20 protein-coding genes are annotated in these 18,383 nt (G+C 61.2%); 8 read left to right on the forward strand and 12 right to left on the reverse strand.

The window, feature by feature from the left end:
* Positions 1-100 precede the first annotated feature (100 nt).
* The 4 genes from BM216_RS08465 to BM216_RS08480 all read right to left on the reverse strand — a co-directional run bounded on the left by BM216_RS08465 (position 101) and on the right by BM216_RS08480 (position 2,595).
* A complete protein-coding gene (locus tag BM216_RS08465; protein WP_092997856.1) occupies positions 101-895 on the reverse strand; it encodes a tRNA1(Val) (adenine(37)-N6)-methyltransferase in 795 nt (264 codons plus the stop codon).
* Between the two features lie 39 nt (positions 896-934).
* A complete protein-coding gene (locus BM216_RS08470) occupies positions 935-1,816 on the reverse strand; it encodes a hypothetical protein (RefSeq protein ID WP_143102755.1) in 882 nt (293 codons plus the stop codon).
* A gap of 46 nt (positions 1,817-1,862) precedes the next feature.
* Positions 1,863-2,273: a hypothetical protein gene (locus BM216_RS08475; RefSeq protein WP_143102756.1), complete on the reverse strand. Its 411-nt coding sequence runs from the start codon at positions 2,271-2,273 to the stop codon at positions 1,863-1,865.
* Between the two features lie 97 nt (positions 2,274-2,370).
* Positions 2,371-2,595: a putative signal transducing protein gene (locus BM216_RS08480; RefSeq protein WP_092997865.1), complete on the reverse strand. Its 225-nt coding sequence runs from the start codon at positions 2,593-2,595 to the stop codon at positions 2,371-2,373.
* 97 nt (positions 2,596-2,692) lie between these two features.
* Here BM216_RS08480 and BM216_RS08485 point away from each other — a divergent pair, with 97 nt between their 5' ends.
* The 5 genes from BM216_RS08485 (at position 2,693) to moaB (ending at position 7,695) form a co-directional block, all read left to right on the forward strand.
* A complete protein-coding gene (locus tag BM216_RS08485) occupies positions 2,693-3,709 on the forward strand; it encodes a polyprenyl synthetase family protein (RefSeq protein WP_092997869.1) in 1,017 nt (338 codons plus the stop codon).
* The gene (locus BM216_RS08490; RefSeq protein WP_092997872.1) at positions 3,710-4,201 is read left to right on the forward strand and encodes a hypothetical protein; all 492 of its coding nucleotides are present in this window, start codon (positions 3,710-3,712) and stop codon (positions 4,199-4,201) included.
* A 196-nt stretch (positions 4,202-4,397) separates the two neighbouring features.
* Positions 4,398-6,233, forward strand: coding sequence for a tetratricopeptide repeat protein (locus BM216_RS08495; RefSeq protein ID WP_092997876.1), 1,836 nt, complete (start codon positions 4,398-4,400; stop codon positions 6,231-6,233).
* Positions 6,234-6,241: 8 nt separating this feature from the next.
* Positions 6,242-7,150: a 4-(cytidine 5'-diphospho)-2-C-methyl-D-erythritol kinase gene (locus BM216_RS08500; protein ID WP_092998500.1), complete on the forward strand. Its 909-nt coding sequence runs from the start codon at positions 6,242-6,244 to the stop codon at positions 7,148-7,150.
* On the forward strand, positions 7,147-7,695 hold the full coding sequence (moaB, locus tag BM216_RS08505) for a molybdenum cofactor biosynthesis protein B (RefSeq protein ID WP_092997879.1): 549 nt from the start codon (positions 7,147-7,149) through the stop codon (positions 7,693-7,695). Before BM216_RS08500 ends, moaB begins: the two co-directional genes overlap by 4 nt.
* A 6-nt stretch (positions 7,696-7,701) precedes the next feature.
* Here moaB and BM216_RS08510 read toward each other — a convergent pair whose 3' ends face one another.
* A complete protein-coding gene (locus tag BM216_RS08510) occupies positions 7,702-8,223 on the reverse strand; it encodes a glycosyl transferase (RefSeq protein ID WP_092997882.1) in 522 nt (173 codons plus the stop codon).
* 127 nt (positions 8,224-8,350) lie between these two features.
* Between BM216_RS08510 and BM216_RS08515 the strand changes: the two genes are divergently transcribed.
* The 3 genes from BM216_RS08515 (at position 8,351) to BM216_RS34610 (ending at position 10,806) form a co-directional block, all read left to right on the forward strand.
* A complete protein-coding gene (locus BM216_RS08515; RefSeq protein WP_092997885.1) occupies positions 8,351-9,508 on the forward strand; it encodes a PA0069 family radical SAM protein in 1,158 nt (385 codons plus the stop codon).
* A 257-nt stretch (positions 9,509-9,765) separates the two neighbouring features.
* Positions 9,766-10,434 (forward strand): ribonuclease HII, encoded by a 669-nt coding sequence (locus BM216_RS08520; protein ID WP_092997888.1) that lies wholly within the window; start codon positions 9,766-9,768, stop codon positions 10,432-10,434.
* Positions 10,435-10,605: 171 nt separating this feature from the next.
* Positions 10,606-10,806: a hypothetical protein gene (locus BM216_RS34610; protein ID WP_092997891.1), complete on the forward strand. Its 201-nt coding sequence runs from the start codon at positions 10,606-10,608 to the stop codon at positions 10,804-10,806.
* A 1,147-nt stretch (positions 10,807-11,953) separates the two neighbouring features.
* Here the strand turns inward: BM216_RS34610 and BM216_RS08535 are convergent.
* The 7 genes from BM216_RS08535 to BM216_RS08565 all read right to left on the reverse strand — a co-directional run bounded on the left by BM216_RS08535 (position 11,954) and on the right by BM216_RS08565 (position 18,162).
* Positions 11,954-12,439: a F0F1 ATP synthase subunit B gene (locus BM216_RS08535; RefSeq protein ID WP_092997897.1), complete on the reverse strand. Its 486-nt coding sequence runs from the start codon at positions 12,437-12,439 to the stop codon at positions 11,954-11,956.
* Positions 12,440-12,444: 5 nt separating this feature from the next.
* The gene (locus tag BM216_RS08540; RefSeq protein WP_177230740.1) at positions 12,445-13,095 is read right to left on the reverse strand and encodes a F0F1 ATP synthase subunit B; all 651 of its coding nucleotides are present in this window, start codon (positions 13,093-13,095) and stop codon (positions 12,445-12,447) included.
* 76 nt (positions 13,096-13,171) lie between these two features.
* Complete coding sequence (locus BM216_RS08545; protein WP_037087706.1) at positions 13,172-13,399, reverse strand: F0F1 ATP synthase subunit C; 228 nt, start codon at positions 13,397-13,399, stop codon at positions 13,172-13,174.
* A gap of 66 nt (positions 13,400-13,465) precedes the next feature.
* Entirely contained in the window at positions 13,466-14,218 is a 753-nt protein-coding gene (locus BM216_RS08550) for a F0F1 ATP synthase subunit A (RefSeq protein WP_092997903.1), read from the reverse strand.
* 56 nt (positions 14,219-14,274) lie between these two features.
* Positions 14,275-14,634 carry an AtpZ/AtpI family protein gene (locus tag BM216_RS08555; protein WP_092997906.1) on the reverse strand — a complete coding sequence of 120 codons (360 nt, stop codon included), beginning with the start codon at positions 14,632-14,634 and terminating at the stop codon, positions 14,275-14,277.
* A 246-nt stretch (positions 14,635-14,880) separates the two neighbouring features.
* Positions 14,881-16,062, reverse strand: a complete 1,182-nt coding sequence (locus BM216_RS08560; RefSeq protein WP_092997909.1) for a cell wall hydrolase — start codon at positions 16,060-16,062, stop codon at positions 14,881-14,883.
* Between the two features lie 198 nt (positions 16,063-16,260).
* Positions 16,261-18,162, reverse strand: coding sequence for a potassium transporter Kup (locus BM216_RS08565; RefSeq protein WP_092997912.1), 1,902 nt, complete (start codon positions 18,160-18,162; stop codon positions 16,261-16,263).
* Between the last annotated feature and the right edge of the window lie 221 nt (positions 18,163-18,383).

Genomic DNA, 18,383 nt, shown 5'->3' on the forward strand with positions numbered 1-18,383 from the left:
TCAATACTTCAGGTGGATGGGATGTATGTAACATTGCGGTAAACGCAATGGTTCTCGGGAGAATTTGGGGTTCTCGGGAAAATTTGAGGTCCCCGCCGGTTCAGGCGCGGCCTGAAACCTTGCCGCGGCGCTTGTAGGCGGCACGGCCATTGTTGAGATCGTCCACATCCGGCGAAAAGGAATGGCCGTCCGAGCCATGGACGATGAGCGGCGCGCGAAAGGCCAGCCGCGCCTTCGACCCCTTGATGGCGGTGACGAGAATGCGGGTCGCATCCTCGCCCGGGCGGGGATGGACCGGGGTTATCTCTATGCCGCCGAACCGCTTGCCGCAGGCCGCAAGGATCTCGGCGATGGAAAGCGGACGGGCGATCAGCGACAGCTGCCCGCCGGGCTTCATGATCGCGCCGGCCGTCTTCAGCCAGCTTTCGAACAGCCCGTCGGTCAGCGCATGGGCTTGCGCCTTCAGGCTGTCGGGTGTTCTGCGGTCGCCCGCATGGTTGAAGGGCGGGTTCATGATGACGTGATCGTGAACCTCGTCCTCCAGCCCGGCCGCCAGCCGCGCCTTGCCGGTCAGCGTCACATCCGCCTCGATGACCCGGACACGATCGGCAAGAAAGGCATTCTCCGGCAGTGTGATGCTGCTTCGCGCGTAAGCTGCCATGACCGGGAATTTCTCGACGAGCAGGACCACGGCCTTTTCCAGCCGCGATGCGACCGCAAGCCCGGCGGCTCCCGCACCAGAGCCCAGATCGGCAACGCTGACCGGCCCGTCACTTGCCACCAGCGAGGCAAGCAGCATTGCATCTATACCCGACCGATGCCCCTCGCCCTTCGGCTGTACGACATGGAAGCGGCCTCGATGAAAGGCATCGATGGTGTACTGAGCATCCCGCATGAGGGATGCAATAACAGGCAGTCGCCGGAAGACAAGGGGTTATTGAAGCCAGCGAAACAAGCTCGCAAAGACATGGCGAGGTGAGGCTTCCAACCTGAGCTTCGCGATCGCGTCACAATCGGCGAAACACAACGTGACCACGTTGTCGATATCCGCATTTGCCGAGCTGTAACGAATGATGATCGCATCATAGCCACGCTCGTTTACCTGAAAAGGAATGCCGCCGGCCATGTTCCCGGCCGCCGGCTGCGCTGACAGGAGCCTGTTTTCCAGGTGAAGTGTGTATTTATCTGTCAGCTTTTCGTTCAGTTGCCACCAGCGTCTCTCCTCAAAGGTGTTTCGCCCCTGGGGAGACGGTGAAGCGTGAAAACGCCCATTCAGTTTTCTGTCGTTCTGCTCGATAACGTTAAGCGGATCGTGGGCTCCGTTCCACTCTTCGACGCTCATGTTCAACGTCTTCGTCCTCCCGGCATAACGCTGGCTCTGTTCACCATTGCGATACCATGGAGACTTCTCGCTTCGATAAGCCGTTATCTTCTCGGCTTCCTTCGGTTCTCCGCTCGGTCTGGCCGCGATCTTGATGATCTGAAGATCCAGATCGAACCGGTATTCCGGCTCGTTTTGCTCCGTCGGTTCCGGGAGATAGTTGTTTACAGCGAACTTGAGCTGCCGATAGCGCCAGTCCTCCGGCATTGCGTAGCAGTGGCCATCGAGATGGCGCATCGTTTTCCATGTCAACGGCAGTCTGCCATCGGTGATGATGGGGCCAAGGATAAGCGCGCCGCTATTGTCTTCTGATAATAGCGCCTTTCCTGCACGGCTCGACGGCAGCGGCATACATTTTGCCTGTGCCGTCTCACCCCATGCAAAAGATGTCATGAACAGGCCACCAAGCAAAACTGCCTTTGCAACTCCACGCATGGGACACTCCATCGCATTTGACGCGGACTTAAACGGGAGGCGTCGGCTACTCCTTACCGCTTTTTACGAGATACACGGGCAAGGCCAGGCCAGCCCACAGGATCAGCAGGATCGGGATGAGATAGGATAGGATTTCACCCCAACCCGCCGGCGCGATGCTGATGATGTTCGAATATTCGATATTCACGCTCCAGATCAGGAACGAGATCGACAGGAACAGTGCCAAGGCCAATCTTTGGACATGTCCCGTCAGCTGCAGAAAGATCGGAGTGGCCACGGCCAGAAAAAGTATCGCCGCAAAGCTTACATATGGCGCCAATCCACCACCGCCGCCGCCGCGCGCCACCAGATCTATGATCGACTTTATCGCGAGAAATACAGCGGTGATCTCCGCGGGCAGAATCTTCGCCAACTTCTCAGCGAAGGTATCGGTCGGCCTTACATCTCCAGCACCCATCGCAACCCCGCAACTCAACCCATGCGGGATTAATGCGTAAGGCACAACCATATGCAATATTTTTTTGACTACTTATAAAAAATTGGACTTCTTGATCTTAACCTTGCCGCAATTCCTCGCCCAGTCCCGCATCCCGGAGGATCCCTCGCGCTTCTTCCGCTCGGTCCTCCTCCACGAGAAAACGGCGCTGCAGCAGTCCGAGCGAGCCTTCCAGGACGCTCATCGACTGGTCGGCGACGAGGCAGTGGATGCCGGCGTCCTTCATCAGACTTTCCGCCAGCGACAGCGTGACGACATCATTGGTGCGGATAAGCTCGATCATCAGGCACCCTTTCGTGAAAATCTCTTTATGTTTTTCCCTTGCCGCCCTATGCACCAGTTTCTATTGTCGTTCTGAAATTTCCAAGGGAGGCCTGGACTTGGGCGTCGTCATACCGCTTGAAGAAGGCAAAAACAAACCGGCATCCGTCAAGCCGCTCGTCGATCTCACCAAGTCCGACATGGAGCGGGTCAATCAGTTGATCCTTTCCAAGGCAGGCTCGGATGTGCAGATGATCCCGGAAGTCGCCAATCACCTGATCTCGTCCGGCGGCAAGCGCCTGCGTCCGATGCTGACGCTCGCGTCCGCCTCGATGTTCGGCTACGAGGGCGAAGGCCACGTCAAGCTCGCGACTTCGGTCGAGTTCATGCACACGGCAACGCTGCTGCATGACGACGTGGTAGACGAGAGCGACCTTCGGCGTGGCAAATCCACGGCCCGGATGATCTGGGGCAACCAGGCAAGCGTTCTCGTCGGCGACTTCCTGCTCGGACAGGCCTTCAAGATGATGGTCGATGTCGGCTCGCTCGAAGCACTCGACGTGCTGGCGACGGCCGCATCCGTCATCGCCGAGGGCGAAGTCCTGCAGCTTTCCGTCGCCAAGAACATGGAAACTACCGAGGACGACTATCTCTCCGTCATCCGCGCCAAGACCGCGGCCCTGTTTGCCGCAGCCGCCGAAGTCGGGCCGATCATCGCCAATGCCGACAAGTCGAGCCGCTCGGCGCTGCGCTCCTTCGGCATGAACCTCGGCTACGCCTTCCAGATGGCCGACGACGCGCTGGACTACGGCGGCAAGGCTGCCGATCTTGGCAAGAATGTCGGCGACGATTTTCGCGAGGGCAAAATCACCCTTCCCGTCATCCTAGCCTTCCGCCGCGGCACCGCGGAGGAGCAGGCCTTCTGGCGCAAGGCGATCGAACAGGGCGAGAGCAGCGACGAGAACCTGGAAAAGGCGCTCGGCCTCATCACCAAATACGATGCGCTGAAGGACACGATCGCCCGCGCCCTGCATTACGGCAAGATCGCCCGCGACGCGCTCGCCCCGCTGCCTGCCGGTCCCATCAAGGACGCGATGATGGAAGTCATCGACTTCTCGATCCAGCGAGTGAACTGAATGCGTGAGCCGGTGGCGACCCGTCCATCGGCTTTTTCCGCGGAAGCGCTTGAAGAGACCCTGACCAATCTCGTCGGCTTCCTGTCGGATTGTCGTGACCCCTGGTGCATTTTCGGGGGCGCGGCACTTTATTTGCACGGCTATCGCGATGCGCCCGTAGCCGATATCGATATATTGCTGTCACCCGCCGATTGCGGCCGCCTGGCCTTTGCACGGGGCCTCGACAACAGGGCGGATGGCGGAACGGACCGTTTTCGCTCCGGCGCCGTCCTTTATCCCAACCTCGGGCCGATCGCCGTCGAGATCATGAGCGGCTTCGAGATCTTCGCCGATAATCGCTGGCATGAGGTGGCGGTCGAAACCGTCATTGATGTGAGGTTCGGCTCAATTTCGGCGCCTGTCGCCAGCATTCGTGACGTCTGCGAGATCCTGCGACTTATCGGACGGGAGAAAGACATTCGCAGGCTGGAACTCATCGGCTCGCCGCTTTGAGAGCCCCAGCGGATGGTCGCCAGGACTGATGAATGAAAGACCCTCACCGCTGTTCACAGGTTAGGGAGACCACGCCCGCATGGCTGGAGATTTTCTTGCGGCACCGCTTCAAAAAAGCCATTCTGTTGTGAATCACTCGGCGGCACTTCGTGGCGACGCTTTGCCGTCACGCCCGATCTCATGAAAGGCCTCGCTCATGCGGCAGACACCCCGTCACCTCCTGCTTTCCAGCGTCGCGCTCGCGGCATGCCTGGTGTTTGGTTCCGTTGCGGGCGCCGCCACGCCGGAAGCAAAGCCGGCCGAGGAAAAGCCGGTGACGTTCGAGGCAAAGGATGCCCGTTCCTTCTCCGGCGCCTTCCTTGCTGCCCGCACGGCCGATGTCGACCACGATTACACGACCGCGATCTCGCTCTACCGCAAGGCGCTCGATTTCGATCCGGCCAATCTGGAAATCCGCGAAAGGCTGATGATTTCGCTCCTGCTCAACGGCGATTTTGCCGACGGGCTGAAGGAGGCCGAAGCCCTGAAGGATGATGCCGCCGTCGAGCGCGTCACCAAGATCGTGCGCGGCCTGGATGCCGTTCGTGCCGGCAAGTTCGACACCGCCAAAAAGATCCTTGCCTATGAAGGCCCGAACGATCTCGACCGGCTGACACATCTCATGCTGTCGGCCTGGGCCGATGTCGGCGCCGGCAAGGGCAAGAAGGCGATCTCCTCGATCACCAGCCTCAAGGGCCCGGCCTGGTTCAAGGTATTCACCGACTATCACCTCGGCGCGATGGCGATCGTCAACGGCGATATCTCGACCGCCCGCCAGTATCTCAACAAGGCCGTGACCAACAATGACGCCGTCGCCACCGCGCCAGACACGTTCATGCGCGCAGTCATGGCGCTTGCCCGACTGGAAGCATCCGCCGGCAACAAGCAGAAGGCCCTCGACGCGATCTCCGTCGGTGATGGCCTGATCGCCAATTACGCGCCGCTGAAAGCCCTGCGCGAAAGCATCGAGAAGGGTGAAAAGCCCGCCCAACAGATCACCACGGCAGCCGAGGGTGCGGCCGGCGTTCTTTTCTCCATCGGCGGCGCTCTGAACCGCCAGGGTGCGGAAGACATGGTGGCGCTCTACCTGCAGATCTCCCATGCGCTCGACCCGAAGAGCGCCGATACGCTGATCCTGCTCGGCGGCATTGCCGAAAAGCTGGAACAGCCGCAGCGCGCGATTTCCTTCTACCAGCAGGTGCTCGAGGATTCGCCGATGCGGCGCATTTCCGAGCTGCAGCTCGGCATCACGCTCTCCGATACCGGCAAGGTCGACGAGGCCAAGCAGCACCTGAAGGAGCTTATCGCTTCCGATCCGGCCGATGTGCGCAGCTATATCGCCTATGGCAGCGTCCTTTCCGAAGCGAAGGACTACAAGGAGATGGCCGCGAATTACGACAAGGCTGTCGAGGTGATCGGTCCGGTGACGAAGCAGGGCGACTGGTCGGTCTTCTTCCAGCGCGGCATCGCCTATGAGCGCCTTAAGACCTGGGACAAGGCAGAGCCGAACTTCCGCAAGGCGCTGGAACTCAATCCGGAACAGCCGCAGGTGCTGAACTATCTCGGCTATTCGCTGGTCGACATGAACCTCAATCTCGACGAAGGCCTGGAGATGATCCAGCGCGCCGTCGATGCGCGCCCGGACGACGGCTATATCGTCGATTCGCTCGGCTGGGCCTATTACCGCATGGGCCGGTTCGATGATGCGGTGACCGAGCTCGAAAAGGCGATCCAGCTACGTGCCGGCGATGCCACGATCAACGACCATCTGGGCGATGCCTATTGGCGTGTCGGGCGCAAGCTCGAAGCCGTCTATCAGTGGAACCGGACGCTGATTTCGGAAGGCGAGGACGTCAACCGCGAGCATGTGAAGGAAAAGATCGCCAACGGCCTACCGCCGCTCGGTCCGAACGACACCAACACCGTGCGCAACCAGACGGAAGCGCCAACGGCCCCTGCCCCCGCGCCGGCTCAGCCCGACAAGAAGTCCTGATGCTCGACATGTCGCTCGATCAAGCAAGGCCTGCCGCCGAGGCGGGCCTTGTCGAGTTCGCACGGGCCAAGATCAATCTCGCGCTGCATGTCACCGGCCGCCGCGCCGATGGCTATCACCTGCTCGACAGCGTGGTGACCTTCTGCGAGACGGGCGACCGGCTGGTGATCGCATTAGCCGATCAGGACGCGTTCACCGTTTCCGGCCCCTTTTCCGATGGCCTCGGCGAACCCGCCAACAATCTGGTGCTGAAGGCTCGCGACGGATTGCGGACGCGGCTTGCCTCAGCCGGCGTGACGACACCTCCGGTCTCCATCCATCTGGAAAAGAACCTGCCTGTCGCCTCCGGCATCGGCGGCGGCTCCGCAGATGCCGCAGCCGCCCTGAATGGCCTGATGCGCGCCTGGAACGCCGATCTGGAGCCGCAGGAAAGCATGTCGCTGGCACTTTCGCTCGGCGCGGATGTGCCGATGTGCCTTGCCGGCCAGCCGCTTTCGGCCCGTGGCATCGGTGAAGACATAACGCCACTGCCGCATATGCCCTCCATGGCGCTGGTGCTCGTCAATCCGCTGATCGGCGTCTCTACCCCCGCGATCTTCAAGGCGCTGCAGAGCCGCGACAACCCACCGGTCGGAAGCCTTCCCTCGTCCGGTGCGCTGTCCGAGTGGATCGACTGCCTTGCGGGACTGCGCAACGATCTCGAGCCCGCGGCGACCGTGCTGGTACCGGAAATCGCGACCGCTCGCGCACTGCTGGACCGTCAAGGCGCACTTCTGTCGCGCATGTCCGGCTCCGGCGCCACCTGCTTCGGCATTTTCGAAGATATCGACAAGGCACGGGCAGCCGCCGAGATGATAACGGCAGAGCGGCCAGGCTGGTATGTTGCCGCGACCAAGACAGTTGGAGAAGAGAAATGATCGGCATCGACGAGAAACGCGGTTTCATCCCGCTCGGCATCGCCGTGCTCACCGTATCCGACACCCGCACGATGGAGGACGACAAGTCCGGCCAGACGCTGGTCGACCGCATCACCGACGCGGGCCATCAGGTCAAGGCACGCGCCATCGTCACCGACGACAAGGCAAAGATCGCCGACCAGGTGAAGGCCTGGACGCTCGACGCGGAGATAGACGTCGTGATCACCACCGGCGGCACTGGCTTCACCGGCCGCGACGTTACCCCGGAAGCGCTGGAGCCGCTGTTCGAAAAACGGATGGACGGGTTCTCCGAAGTCTTTCACCGGATCTCCTACGACAAGATCGGCACATCGACGATCCAGTCACGCGCCACGGGCGGCGTCGCCAACGCCACTTTCATCTTCGTGCTCCCAGGCTCTCCCGGCGCCTGCAAGGATGCCTGGGACGGCATCATCAAGGCGCAGCTCGACTATCGCCACATGCCCTGCAATTTCGTGGAAATCATGCCGCGGCTCGACGAGCATCTGCAGCGGACGAAGAGCTGATTTGGGTCAGGCGCCTCTTGCCGCAGCGACCCAGGCGGGGATCATCTCGCTCGTCAGCCTGATCGTCTTCTCGGCCTTGGCAAGCACTTCCAGCGACATGCCCGACTTCGCCACCGAGATCGCATGGCGTTTGGGCACCAGCAATCCATATTCCAGCGGCGGCACGGCGCGGCCGATGCGTTTGAAGAACGGCCGGCGATAATTGCGCGCCGGCGAGAAGCGGGCCGACTGCTTCTGCACCGCGAGATGTTCCGCCACCTCGTCGATCCAGCCGCTCTGAGGGCGGGCGCCGGGCTCCAGCAGCATCAGCCATTCACCGCGGGCGCTGCGCAGCACATCCTTGATATCCCAATGGGTGTGGAAACGGCAGCCGGCCGCATCCGCAACGCGGGACGAGCCATCGCGCGAGGCGTGATCGAGAATGATCACGTCACTCACAAGGCCCTCCACTGCGGCGGAGACGAGAATCGAAAGCGTTTGCGCCAGTTCAGCTTCCTGGTCGCGGCATTCCATCAGGACAGTCAGCATGATTGACCCTTATCGCATTGCACAAGCGCTTGCCAACAGCGCATCAAAGTTTGTTCTTGCAATGTTCTCATTTAAGGGGTAGGAATTTAATCATCAGGTGCGGGAATGATCCCGCCAGGAGCCCCTTATGAACGAGCTGTCCCATTTGAGGCAGGGAGCATTCGCGCCCGCCCATACGGCAGATATTGCCGATGCACTGGTTCAATCGTCCGGTTTGAGGATCGAGATCGACCGACGCCGGGGCCGTGGCGCGGGCCTGAACCCGAGCGGACGCTTCGAGGAAGAGCGGCGCGAGGCATTCGACGACGGCTGGCAGACGCTCGAGGAGCTGGAAGCCTTCCGCACCGAAGTGCAGGTCGAGAAGCCGAAGACGGCGATTACCCGCAACGATTCTCCCGATATCGGCTTCGACCGTTCGATCAATCCCTATCGCGGCTGCGAGCATGGCTGCATCTATTGCTTCGCCCGCCCGACCCACAGTTTCATGGGCCTATCGCCGGGGCTCGATTTCGAATCGAAACTGTTCGCCAAACCGGATGTGCCGCGTCTTCTGGAACGGGAGTTGAGCAAGCCAGACTATAAGGTAAGAGCGATGGCGATTGGCACCAATACCGATCCCTACCAGCCGATCGAGCGGGAATGGCGTATCATGCGCCAGATCCTCGAAGTGTTGCACAAGGCCAATCATCCGGTTGCGATCGTCACCAAGTCGGCTCTGATCATGCGCGACATCGATATTCTCGCCGACATGGCCTCCAAGGGTCTCGCCAAGGTCGGCATATCGGTGACGACGCTGGACAGAAAACTTGCCCGCACGATGGAGCCGCGCGCCTCGACACCTGCAAAGCGGCTGGAAGCGATCAAGGCCTTGACCGATGCCGGCATCCCGACCGCCGTCATGGCCTCGCCGATCATTCCGGCGCTGAACGACCACGAGATCGAGCGGATTCTTGACGCCGGCCATGCGGCGGGTGCGACGGAGGCAAGCTATGTGCTCTTGCGCCTGCCGCTGGAGGTGGCCCCGCTCTTCCGCGACTGGCTGCTACGCAACTATCCGGATCGCTACCGGCACGTCATGTCGCTGGTCCGTTCGATGCGCGGCGGCAAGGATTACGATGCCGAGTTCGGCAAGCGGATGAAGGGCGCCGGACCCTATGCCTGGCAGATCAGCCGCCGGTTCGAGATGGCGACGAAGCGGCTGGGCATGACCCGCCGCGGCATGCCGCTGCGCGACGACCTGTTCCTGCGGCCGAATGGCGGCGGCATCCAGTTGTCGCTTCTCTGAGCCAGGAGGAGCGCCCCGGACGGGGCATCTGAGGGACGAGGAGCGGTGAGCGAATCGTCCAAGAGGAACAAGGTGGCATCTGCCATGATCCATTCTGTTCTCGTCATTCAAATTCGACTTCGTTCTCGGCAAGGTTACCCGCCTCCCTTGCCCGCCGAGAACGCTGCCCCGAGCCCACCGCGTTCCCCGGTGGACAGCGAAGCCGCACTCGCTGTCGGGGCTTGCAGGAGATCGGGACGGCGTGCGAACCTGCCGCCATGTTGGTTCGCACGTCGCCCGATTCTCCTGCGCTTTTCGACGCCATACCGATCGTGTGCGATTTCAGCCTGGAACTCGCCGCGCGCGACGCCGGACACTGGCCGGTCGCCGGCACCGATGAGGCCGGCCGCGGACCATTGGCCGGCCCGGTCGTTGCAGCCGCCGTCATCCTCGATCCGGAAAATATTCCAACCGGCCTCAACGATTCCAAGCAATTGACGATTCTCCAGCGGGAGACGCTGTTCGAGGCGATCATGGCGACGGCGCATGTCTCGATCGCCGCATCCGGTCCCCGTCATATCGACGAGCGCAACATCCTGCGCGCCAGCCTCGACGCCATGCGCCGCGCCGTCGCCGGCCTCTGCGCGCCACCTGCCCTCGTCCTCGCCGACGGCCGTGACGTACCACGCGGGCTCACCTGCCGGGGCCAGGCCGTCATCAAGGGTGATAGCCGCTCCGTCTCGATCGCCGCCGCCTCGATCATCGCCAAGGTCACCCGCGACCGCATGATGGCCCGCGCCGGCGCGGTCTATCCCGCCTATGGTTTCGAGAAACACGCCGGCTACGGCACCAAGCAGCATCGCGACGGCATCGACGCCCACGGCCCCTGCTCGCTGCATCGGATGAGTTTTCGGCCGCTACGCAAGGATGTGTCAGTCGAGGGGTAGCAGCCATCTCACCGGAGATGGCGTAGAATTCAACGCCGCCGACGCCCAGCGTGACGAGCGCACCGCATTGCTATAGTGGAAGCGGTCGTCCCCAGTGATCAATGCTGCGCAGGCGCAAAGCCGCGTCCCGGCTTTACGCACCGGCCAAGGAGAAACAAGATTATCAAGATAATGGTATTGCTGCACGCCGCCGTTGGCATGGGCTGGCAGTCTCCTCCTAAAGGAACCAGCCTGAAGACGCTGGGCGAAGCCGAAGAACAGGGTTTCATCCTCATCCGCGGGGAATTTCAGAAACGACAGTTCCGACTGACGAAAAAGGGTGCCGAACACGTCGATCTCGACAGGCGACGCCTGGAGGCTCGCAGGTCGTAAAAGATCGCGTCACGATGAAGAGCGGCCGCGGTCCAAGCATCCGATTTTGCAGATAAAAAAAGCCGGGATTTTGCGACTTAAACTGACCGAAGCAATCAGTTGAGGCACGTCTGAACCTCGCCGACCATATCCACCTCCATTTGGGCGCCGATATCGTCAGGTTGGAGATTTGCATGGGCTCGAAGGTTTAGCGTCGCGGGCCAGAGTATCGTAAGCGATCTAAACAGCTTTGCGGCTTTCGACCAGACGCACCGCCTGCGTCGTCTCGCCCGCCACCGGCCTCGTCCGGCATTTCGGCTACGGCACCAGACAGAACTGCTAATACGTGGATCATCATGCCCCCCTGGTCGCTCCCGCAAATGAGCTTTCGGCCGTTGAGGAAGGTGGCGGCGGAGGGGTGATGTCAGCGACCGCTGGACCTGTTCCAGCGCCCACTTCTGCTATATTCCGGAAGGCAACACCGGCCGTCGCGCTCACGACCGCCATTCGTCTATAAATGCGTGATCAACTAATGATACTAGCCGTGGAAGGGTAGGCCCAGATTGATTTCCTCATTCCTCAAGCCGTTCACAAGCGCCGTTCTCATCACGGCTTTGTCTTGCTCGTCTGCGCTGGCGCTAAGTTGTGAAACGGACGTTTCTAACTTCGAATACACGGACGATAGGCCCGCAATATTCAATTTCGGCACGAGAGCGGACGTAGACAAGGCTTATTCGAAGCTGGCAGAAACCGTCGGGTCGCTGGATATATATCCCAAACCGACGGTCTTTTTCACCAAAGGCTACGATAAACTAACCCAATACAACTGTTCTGGCGACAAATGCAGTTCCCAGGATATCGGCGAGGGCTTCAGCATCTGCGTCGCAAGCCCCAGAAGTCCCGGGGAATCCTGTTATCCGCTTGCCGTCGTTTACAATAATAAGATGTATTGCCTGCTTTATCCGGGGACCGGGTCGTCCGACGTGGGAACATCAGACGGGCCGTACATTCCTTTCGCCGGCCTCAATTCGAAATAAGAAGCGACCTAGATCTTCCCTAAACGAACAGTGCGAAGCTGATTTTCCATCAGCAGTCACTGCACTCTAGCAAAACAAAAAAGCCGGGCGTCTCCACCCGGCTTTCTCAATTCCATACCTGACCGAACAGATCAGTTCAGGCGCGACTGAACCTTGGCGACGCCGTCCTTGAAGAGAGCGTTCTGCGTCGTCTTGTCGGCCTTCGAGGCAATGACCTTTTCGGCGGCGGCGATCGCAATGTCGACTGCGGCGGCACGGACGGCACCGATGGCGTCGGCTTCGGCCTGCTTGATCTTCTGCTCGGAGAGCGCATTGCGGCGGGCGACGAATTCCTCGGTCTTCTGACGGGCTTCTTCCGTCAGGGCCGCGGCTTCGCGTTCAGCTGCAGCGACGATCTGGGCGGCGTCAGCTTCGGCTTCCTTGCGCTTCTTCTGGTATTCGGCGAGCAGGGCCTGGGCTTCTTCGCGCAGGCGCTTGGCTTCGTCGAGTTCCTGGCGGATGTTGTCGGCGCGCGCGTCGAGCGACTTCGCCAGCATGCCCGGTACCTTCACATAGACCAGGATGGCGAGGAAGATGACGAGCGCGACGAGCGTAAAGAAAGTTGCGTCGAATGCCATGGTGATCAGGCTCCCGTCTTGGCCGCCGCGACGGCAGCCTTGATGTCGTCACCGGTCGCCTTGCCGCCGATCAGCTGATCGACGATGGCGGATGCGGTGTCCTCGGCGATCTGGCCGACCTCGGTGAATGCCTTGGCCTTGATCTCGCCGATGCGGGCTTCCGCAGCTGCCAGCTTCTCGGCCAGTTCCGCTTCGATCGCGGTGCGATCGGCGATGGCCTTGGTCTTGGCGGCTTCGCGGGCGGTCTCGGCAATGCCGTGGGCCTTGGAGCGGGCGGCAGCCAGTTCCTTTTCATAGGTCTCGACGGCAGCGTCGGCCTCGGCCTTCATGCGGCCGGCCTCTTCGAGGTCGCGGGCGATGCGGCCCTGGCGGTCCTCGATGATGCCACCGACGCGCGGCACGATGATCTTCTTCATGACGAAGTAGAAGATGCCGAAGGTAATAGCGAGCCACAGAAGCTGCGATGCAAAGAAGGATGAGTCGAGCGGCGGGAACGGACCACTACCGTGCTCGTCGCCGTGGGCGACACCGGTTTCGGTATGCACTTCGCCAGCCGGGGCAGCATGCGGATCGGTCGCCGGAGCGGCGCCCGGTGCTGCAGGCGTTTCAGGAGCGGCCGGCGCGGTCTGCGCATGTGCCGAAGTCACGAACATCATCACCTCCAGGTGAGTTCCAAATGCGAAGGATCACGGCGCGCGTCGAACGGCCGTGATCCGAAGTCCAGGTCCGATATTAGACCACGAACAGGAGGAGCAGGGCTACGAGCAGCGAGAAGATGCCCAGAGCTTCCGTAACGGCGAAGCCGAAAACCAGACGGCCGAACTGGCTGTCAGCGGCAGACGGGTTGCGCAGGGCGCCAGAGAGGTAGCTGCCGAAGATGTTGCCGAGGCCGAGAGCCGTGCCGGCCATGCCAAAGCAAGCCAGACCTGCGCCGATGAACTTTGCTGCTTCCGCTTCCATGATGAACTCCTTGAATGGGTGTTGCGGCTGATGACTGACGCCTCAGGACGCCAATGGTGGTTATCCTTAGTGCCCGCCGGGGTGAACTGCGTCGTTCAGGTACATGCAGGTGAGTACCGCGAAGACGTAGGCCTGGAGGAAGGCGACGAGGAATTCGAGACCCGTCAGGGCGACGGCCATGGCGAGCGGCAGGATTGCGCCGCCAATGCCGAGTGCGCCGAGTGCTCCGAGCGAGCCGACAAAGCCCGCGAACACTTTCAGGGTGATGTGGCCGGCCAGCATGTTCGCGAAAAGACGAACGGAGAGCGAGATCGGACGCGACAGGAAAGAGATGATTTCGATGGCGACGACCAGCGGCAGAAGCGCGCCGGGAACACCGCTCGGCACGAACAACTTCAGGAAGCCGAGGCCGTGCTTGTAGAAACCGTAGACCAACACCGTGCCGATGACGAGCATGGCCAGCGCGAAAGTGACGATGATCTGGCTGGTGACGGTGAAGAAGTAAGGGAACATGCCGATCATGTTGGCGGTCAGCACGAACATGAACAGCGAGAAGACCAGCGGGAAGAACTTCATGCCATGGCTGCCGGCGCCTTCGCGCAGCATGTTGGCGATGAATTCATAGGACATCTCAGCGACGGACTGGGCGCGCGTCGGGATGAGGCTGCGCGAAGAAGTCGCGAAATAAAGGAAGCCGGCGGCGCAGGCCACGGTCGCAGTCATGAACAGGGAGGCGTTGGTGAAGGAGAGATCGACGCCGCCGATCTCGATCGGAACGATCTTGCTGATCTGGAACTGATGGATCGGATCGTTTGCCACCGTCTACCCTCTTTCATATGCCGCCCTTCGGCGGCTCAATTCAATATGGAAACAGGCTAGTGCCCGCTTCCCTTCCCGTCCTCGTCGCTCCGCTTCTCAAAGACCGGCGGCTGCGCCACCTTGCCCACAGAGCGAAGGACGTTCAAAACGCCTGCACAGAAACCAAGGAGAAGAAGAACGATCATCCCCCACGGCGACGTGCCGACAAGATAGTCCAAGCCATAACCCAGAACCGCGCCAACCGCGATGGCCGAGATGAATTCGGAGGAAATCTTCAAGCCGAGGGCCATGCCCTTGCGACTTTCTTCAGATTGCGCGTCCCGCTTCGCCTCTGCCGCCTCTTCAGCCTTCCTGTCCGCCAATTCGGCCGACAGGCGCTTCCGGCGCTCGTCCAGACCATCGCCACGGTCATCCATCTGTCGCATCCTCCACCACCGGCCGCTCCCGTCCGGCTGAGCCAGACCACGGTTAGCGAGGGATTTCGCGCCTTCCGGCCCGTCTTTCAAGTCGCGCGCAACATAGTTTTGAGCGCCTTGCTAGTCAAGGCGTTCGGCATGCTTCATCCAAGGTTAATTAGGATAGGGAATTCAGCGGCTTAATGCCCGCTTACAGGCACCGGCGCTAAAACCGGTGCGGGAATCGGCGGCACGGGGGTGCGTGTATCAGCTCCAACCACCACCATAGGTACGGTAGAAGACATGCAGGCCGATGCGGCCGACCTTCTTCATCGTGCGCGCCCAGTTCGGCCGGACATAGACGGCATGGTAATGGGTGGAGGAACCGACTTCCGGCAGCCAGATCTTGCCGGCTGTGGTCGCCATCGCAACCTCCTTGGCCGTTTCCCAATGTTCCTGGGAGCGGATGCGGTCCTTGATGTTGTCGCAGGCGAAGGAGAACTGGCAACGGTTGCGCCAATCCTCGTTCTGGTAGACCACGTCGCAGATCGTGCTCGGATAAGCGGGATTGCGGACCCGGTTGAGGATGACCTGGGCGACAGCCGCCTGCCCTTTCACGGATTCGCCGCGCGCCTCGAAATAGATGCCCGAAGCGAGACATTGCTGCTGCTTGGGCGAGAAGGAATCCTCCGGCAGCGGGTTTGCGGCCCAGGCATGGTCTTCCGGCCCGATCGGCGGGATGAAGCGACCGGCATTCGGCTTGCCGAGAATCGCATCGAAGGGCGACTGGCGGGAGAAGTCAGGCTTCGGTGAAGCGTAGGCGGTCGCCAGGATGTCCGCCTGGTCATTGGTGACGAGGTCGGCGATCATCGGCGCAAGGCCCGGTTCCTTGATCTCATCCTTGCGGAAATAGAATTCGGCGAGTTCGACCGGCTGCTGGTCGTTGTCCGACTTGACGAAGGCCGTCATGTCCTCGTCGCCCGTGACCGGTGCCAGAAGTGCGGGCGTCGTGAGCGAGCTCGAGCGCTCCAGCACGGAGCCGGCGGAAAAGGCTCTCGGCGGCAGCATCGGCTCGACGGCAACGACGCGGCCCTTCTTCTGGCCGCGGTTGACGCGGTCCTCGTCAGGTGTCTCTTCGCCAGGCTTGGTCTTGCCGGTCAGCGCCAGCTTCTCGCCATCCGGCATCGCGATGCCGGCATCGCCACCAAGGATATCGGCGCCGCCCGGGAAGGCCAGCGAGGCGGTGTGCAGGGAACCGGCGGGCGACTGGGTGATCACCATCCGCCAGCGGTCGGCCGAGCCGTTTACTCCATTAAGAAGGTCGGTCAGGTCGCCCTGAGATGGGACGGCGGGAAAAGCGAGCCACGAGGCAAGACCCAGAAGGGCCGGTGCGGCCAACCTGTCCCAACGCGGCAGGGACCTCTTACGCAGAACTCTCTTCGGACGCAAAACGGCAACTCCACAAGGCAAGGACGGCTAACGACTATGCCTTGAGAGTGAATCATTAACCTTGATGAGCGGTTAACGCCGAGGGGGAAAGCCTTGCCCGGCAGGCTTGTTCAGCACACGCGCACTTAACAAGACCGTGAATGTTGCTTTGAGGACACGCCAGAGTGGGGTCGGCCGGGCTCGCTTTTAACGATCGGCCTAAATGATGACGTGGGAGCCGAGTTCGACCACGCGGTTGGTCGGCAGGTGGAAATAATCCGAAGGATCGGTTGCCGTGTTGGCCATGGCGATGAACAGACGGTCCTGCCACATGGGCATGCCGGACGCCGCATCCGGCACCAACTTGCGACGGCCGAGATAGAAGGAGGTCGACATGATGTCGAACTTGAAGCCGGTCTTGCGCAGATAGGCGAGCGCTTGCGAAACGTTGTGCGACTGCATGAAGCCGAAGCGCAGTTCCACCAGGGTGAAACGCTCGGAAATCTTCTCGACATGATAACGCTGGTCCAGCGAGACGCGCGGCTTGTTGACCGTGCGGATCGTCAGGACGACGTTCTTTTCGTGCAGAACGTGGTTGTGCTTGATGTTGTGCAGCAGGGCGGCCGGCGCGGTTTCCGGATCGCTGGTCAGGAATATCGCGACGCCGGGGACGGAAACCGGGGCATGGTCGCTCTTCTTTTCCACCATGGGCACGAAGGTTGCGAGCGGCACGTCGATGCGGCGTGTCTTTTCGAACAGGATCGCCGTTCCACGCTTCCAGGTCAGCATGATGATGGTGAAGGCGATCGCCATCATCACCGGTACCCAGCCGCCATCATGGATCTTCAGAAGGTTCGCGCCGAGGAAGACGATTTCCAGCGCCAGAAGCGGCGCGAGCGTGGCGATCGCAACCGTCTGTGGCCATTTCCATTTCAACCGGACGAATTCGAAGGCCATTAGCGTGGTGACCACCATCGCGCCGGTGACGGAAATACCGTAGGCGGTGGCCAGCGCTTCCGAGCTTTCAAAGCCGAGCACGAGCGCGATGACGCCGATCAAGAGCAGCGTGTTGACGCCAGGCAGGAAGATCTGCCCGGTATTGGTCTCGGAGGTGAAGAGGATCTGCATGCGCGGCAGGTAGCCGAGATGGATCGCCTGACGCACCAGCGAGAAGGCGCCGGTGATGACCGCCTGGCTGGCGATGATGGTGGCGGCGGTCGCGAGAATGACGACCGGCAGCAGCGCCCATTCGGGGAACATCAGGTAGAAGGGATCGCTCATCGCTTCCGGGTGCTTTAGCACGAAGGCGCCCTGCCCCAGATAATTGAGCGTCAGCGCTGGGAAAACCAGCAGGAACCACGCCCACTGGATCGGCCGACGGCCGAAATGGCCGAGATCGGCGTAAAGCGCTTCGGCACCCGTGACCGTCAGGAAGACGGCGCCGAGCACGATGATGCCGGCAAAGCCCTCGCGCAGCATGAATTCGATCGCATACCAGGGATTGAAGGCCAGGAGGATGCTGTAGTCATCGGCAATATGCATGACGCCAGCAGCGCCCATGACGATGAACCAGACCGCGGTGATCGGACCGAAGAATTTTGCCACCGCGCCGGTGCCCTTTGACTGGATGGCGAAAAGTGCCACGAGAATGACGACGGAGATGGGCAGAACGGCGCTGTCGAGTGCCGGCGTCACCAGTTTCAGACCTTCGACGGCGGAAAGAACAGAGAGGGCGGGCGTGATCATCGCGTCGCCGAGAAAGAGCGCCGCGCCGATCAGGCCGAGCAGCATCAGCATGGCGCGCTGGCTTTTGGATGCCTTGGTGAGAAGTGCAAGCAGCGACAGCGTGCCACCTTCGCCGTCATTGTCTGCGCGAAGCAGGAAGAGGACGTATTTGATCGTGACGATCACCGTCAGCGTCCAGATCATCAGCGAGATCAGGCCGATGATTTCCACATGGGTCACGCCGTCATTGGCGATCGGCTTCAACGCCTCGCGGAATGCGTAGAGCGGGCTCGTGCCGATATCGCCATAGACGACGCCGACCGACCCGAGTGCCAGGGCAAACAGGCTGTGCGTCCGCGTCTTTTCAGCTGCGTGATGTTCTGCGGGATGACCCATATGTTATCCGGCGCGAGGCCGGCCTTTCCAGCGGAAAAAGGGGATTATGCGGAGAGCTGCATGCGGTTGCGGGCAGGCGATCTTCCGGAATGCTATGCGACGAGGCTGCGTAGTCTTCATGTTCGGTCGGCGTCTTCGGCCCCTCGCCTGAATGCGGCGGAAGAGTTCGCTGGCTATCGACCTGTCGTCAGCGCGAGGCGCCTATAAAGTGCGCTTTTGCT

Source organism: Rhizobium sp. NFR07, from assembly GCF_900111905.1.
Taxonomy (GTDB): domain Bacteria; phylum Pseudomonadota; class Alphaproteobacteria; order Rhizobiales; family Rhizobiaceae; genus Neorhizobium.

Coding starts and splice junctions, on each gene's coding strand:
- BM216_RS08465 (WP_092997856.1), bottom strand. CDS start 895: ATGCGGGATGCTCAGTACACCATCGATGCCTTTCATCGAGGCCGCTTC.
- BM216_RS08470 (WP_143102755.1), bottom strand. CDS start 1,816: ATGCGTGGAGTTGCAAAGGCAGTTTTGCTTGGTGGCCTGTTCATGACA.
- BM216_RS08475 (WP_143102756.1), bottom strand. CDS start 2,273: ATGGGTGCTGGAGATGTAAGGCCGACCGATACCTTCGCTGAGAAGTTG.
- BM216_RS08480 (WP_092997865.1), bottom strand. CDS start 2,595: ATGATCGAGCTTATCCGCACCAATGATGTCGTCACGCTGTCGCTGGCG.
- BM216_RS08490 (WP_092997872.1), top strand. CDS start 3,710: ATGCGTGAGCCGGTGGCGACCCGTCCATCGGCTTTTTCCGCGGAAGCG.
- BM216_RS08495 (WP_092997876.1), top strand. CDS start 4,398: ATGCGGCAGACACCCCGTCACCTCCTGCTTTCCAGCGTCGCGCTCGCG.
- BM216_RS08500 (WP_092998500.1), top strand. CDS start 6,242: ATGTCGCTCGATCAAGCAAGGCCTGCCGCCGAGGCGGGCCTTGTCGAG.
- moaB (WP_092997879.1), top strand. CDS start 7,147: ATGATCGGCATCGACGAGAAACGCGGTTTCATCCCGCTCGGCATCGCC.
- BM216_RS08510 (WP_092997882.1), bottom strand. CDS start 8,223: ATGCTGACTGTCCTGATGGAATGCCGCGACCAGGAAGCTGAACTGGCG.
- BM216_RS08515 (WP_092997885.1), top strand. CDS start 8,351: ATGAACGAGCTGTCCCATTTGAGGCAGGGAGCATTCGCGCCCGCCCAT.
- BM216_RS08520 (WP_092997888.1), top strand. CDS start 9,766: ATGTTGGTTCGCACGTCGCCCGATTCTCCTGCGCTTTTCGACGCCATA.
- BM216_RS34610 (WP_092997891.1), top strand. CDS start 10,606: ATGGTATTGCTGCACGCCGCCGTTGGCATGGGCTGGCAGTCTCCTCCT.
- BM216_RS08535 (WP_092997897.1), bottom strand. CDS start 12,439: ATGGCATTCGACGCAACTTTCTTTACGCTCGTCGCGCTCGTCATCTTC.
- BM216_RS08540 (WP_177230740.1), bottom strand. CDS start 13,095: ATGATGTTCGTGACTTCGGCACATGCGCAGACCGCGCCGGCCGCTCCT.
- BM216_RS08545 (WP_037087706.1), bottom strand. CDS start 13,399: ATGGAAGCGGAAGCAGCAAAGTTCATCGGCGCAGGTCTGGCTTGCTTT.
- BM216_RS08555 (WP_092997906.1), bottom strand. CDS start 14,634: ATGGATGACCGTGGCGATGGTCTGGACGAGCGCCGGAAGCGCCTGTCG.
- BM216_RS08565 (WP_092997912.1), bottom strand. CDS start 18,162: ATGGGTCATCCCGCAGAACATCACGCAGCTGAAAAGACGCGGACGCAC.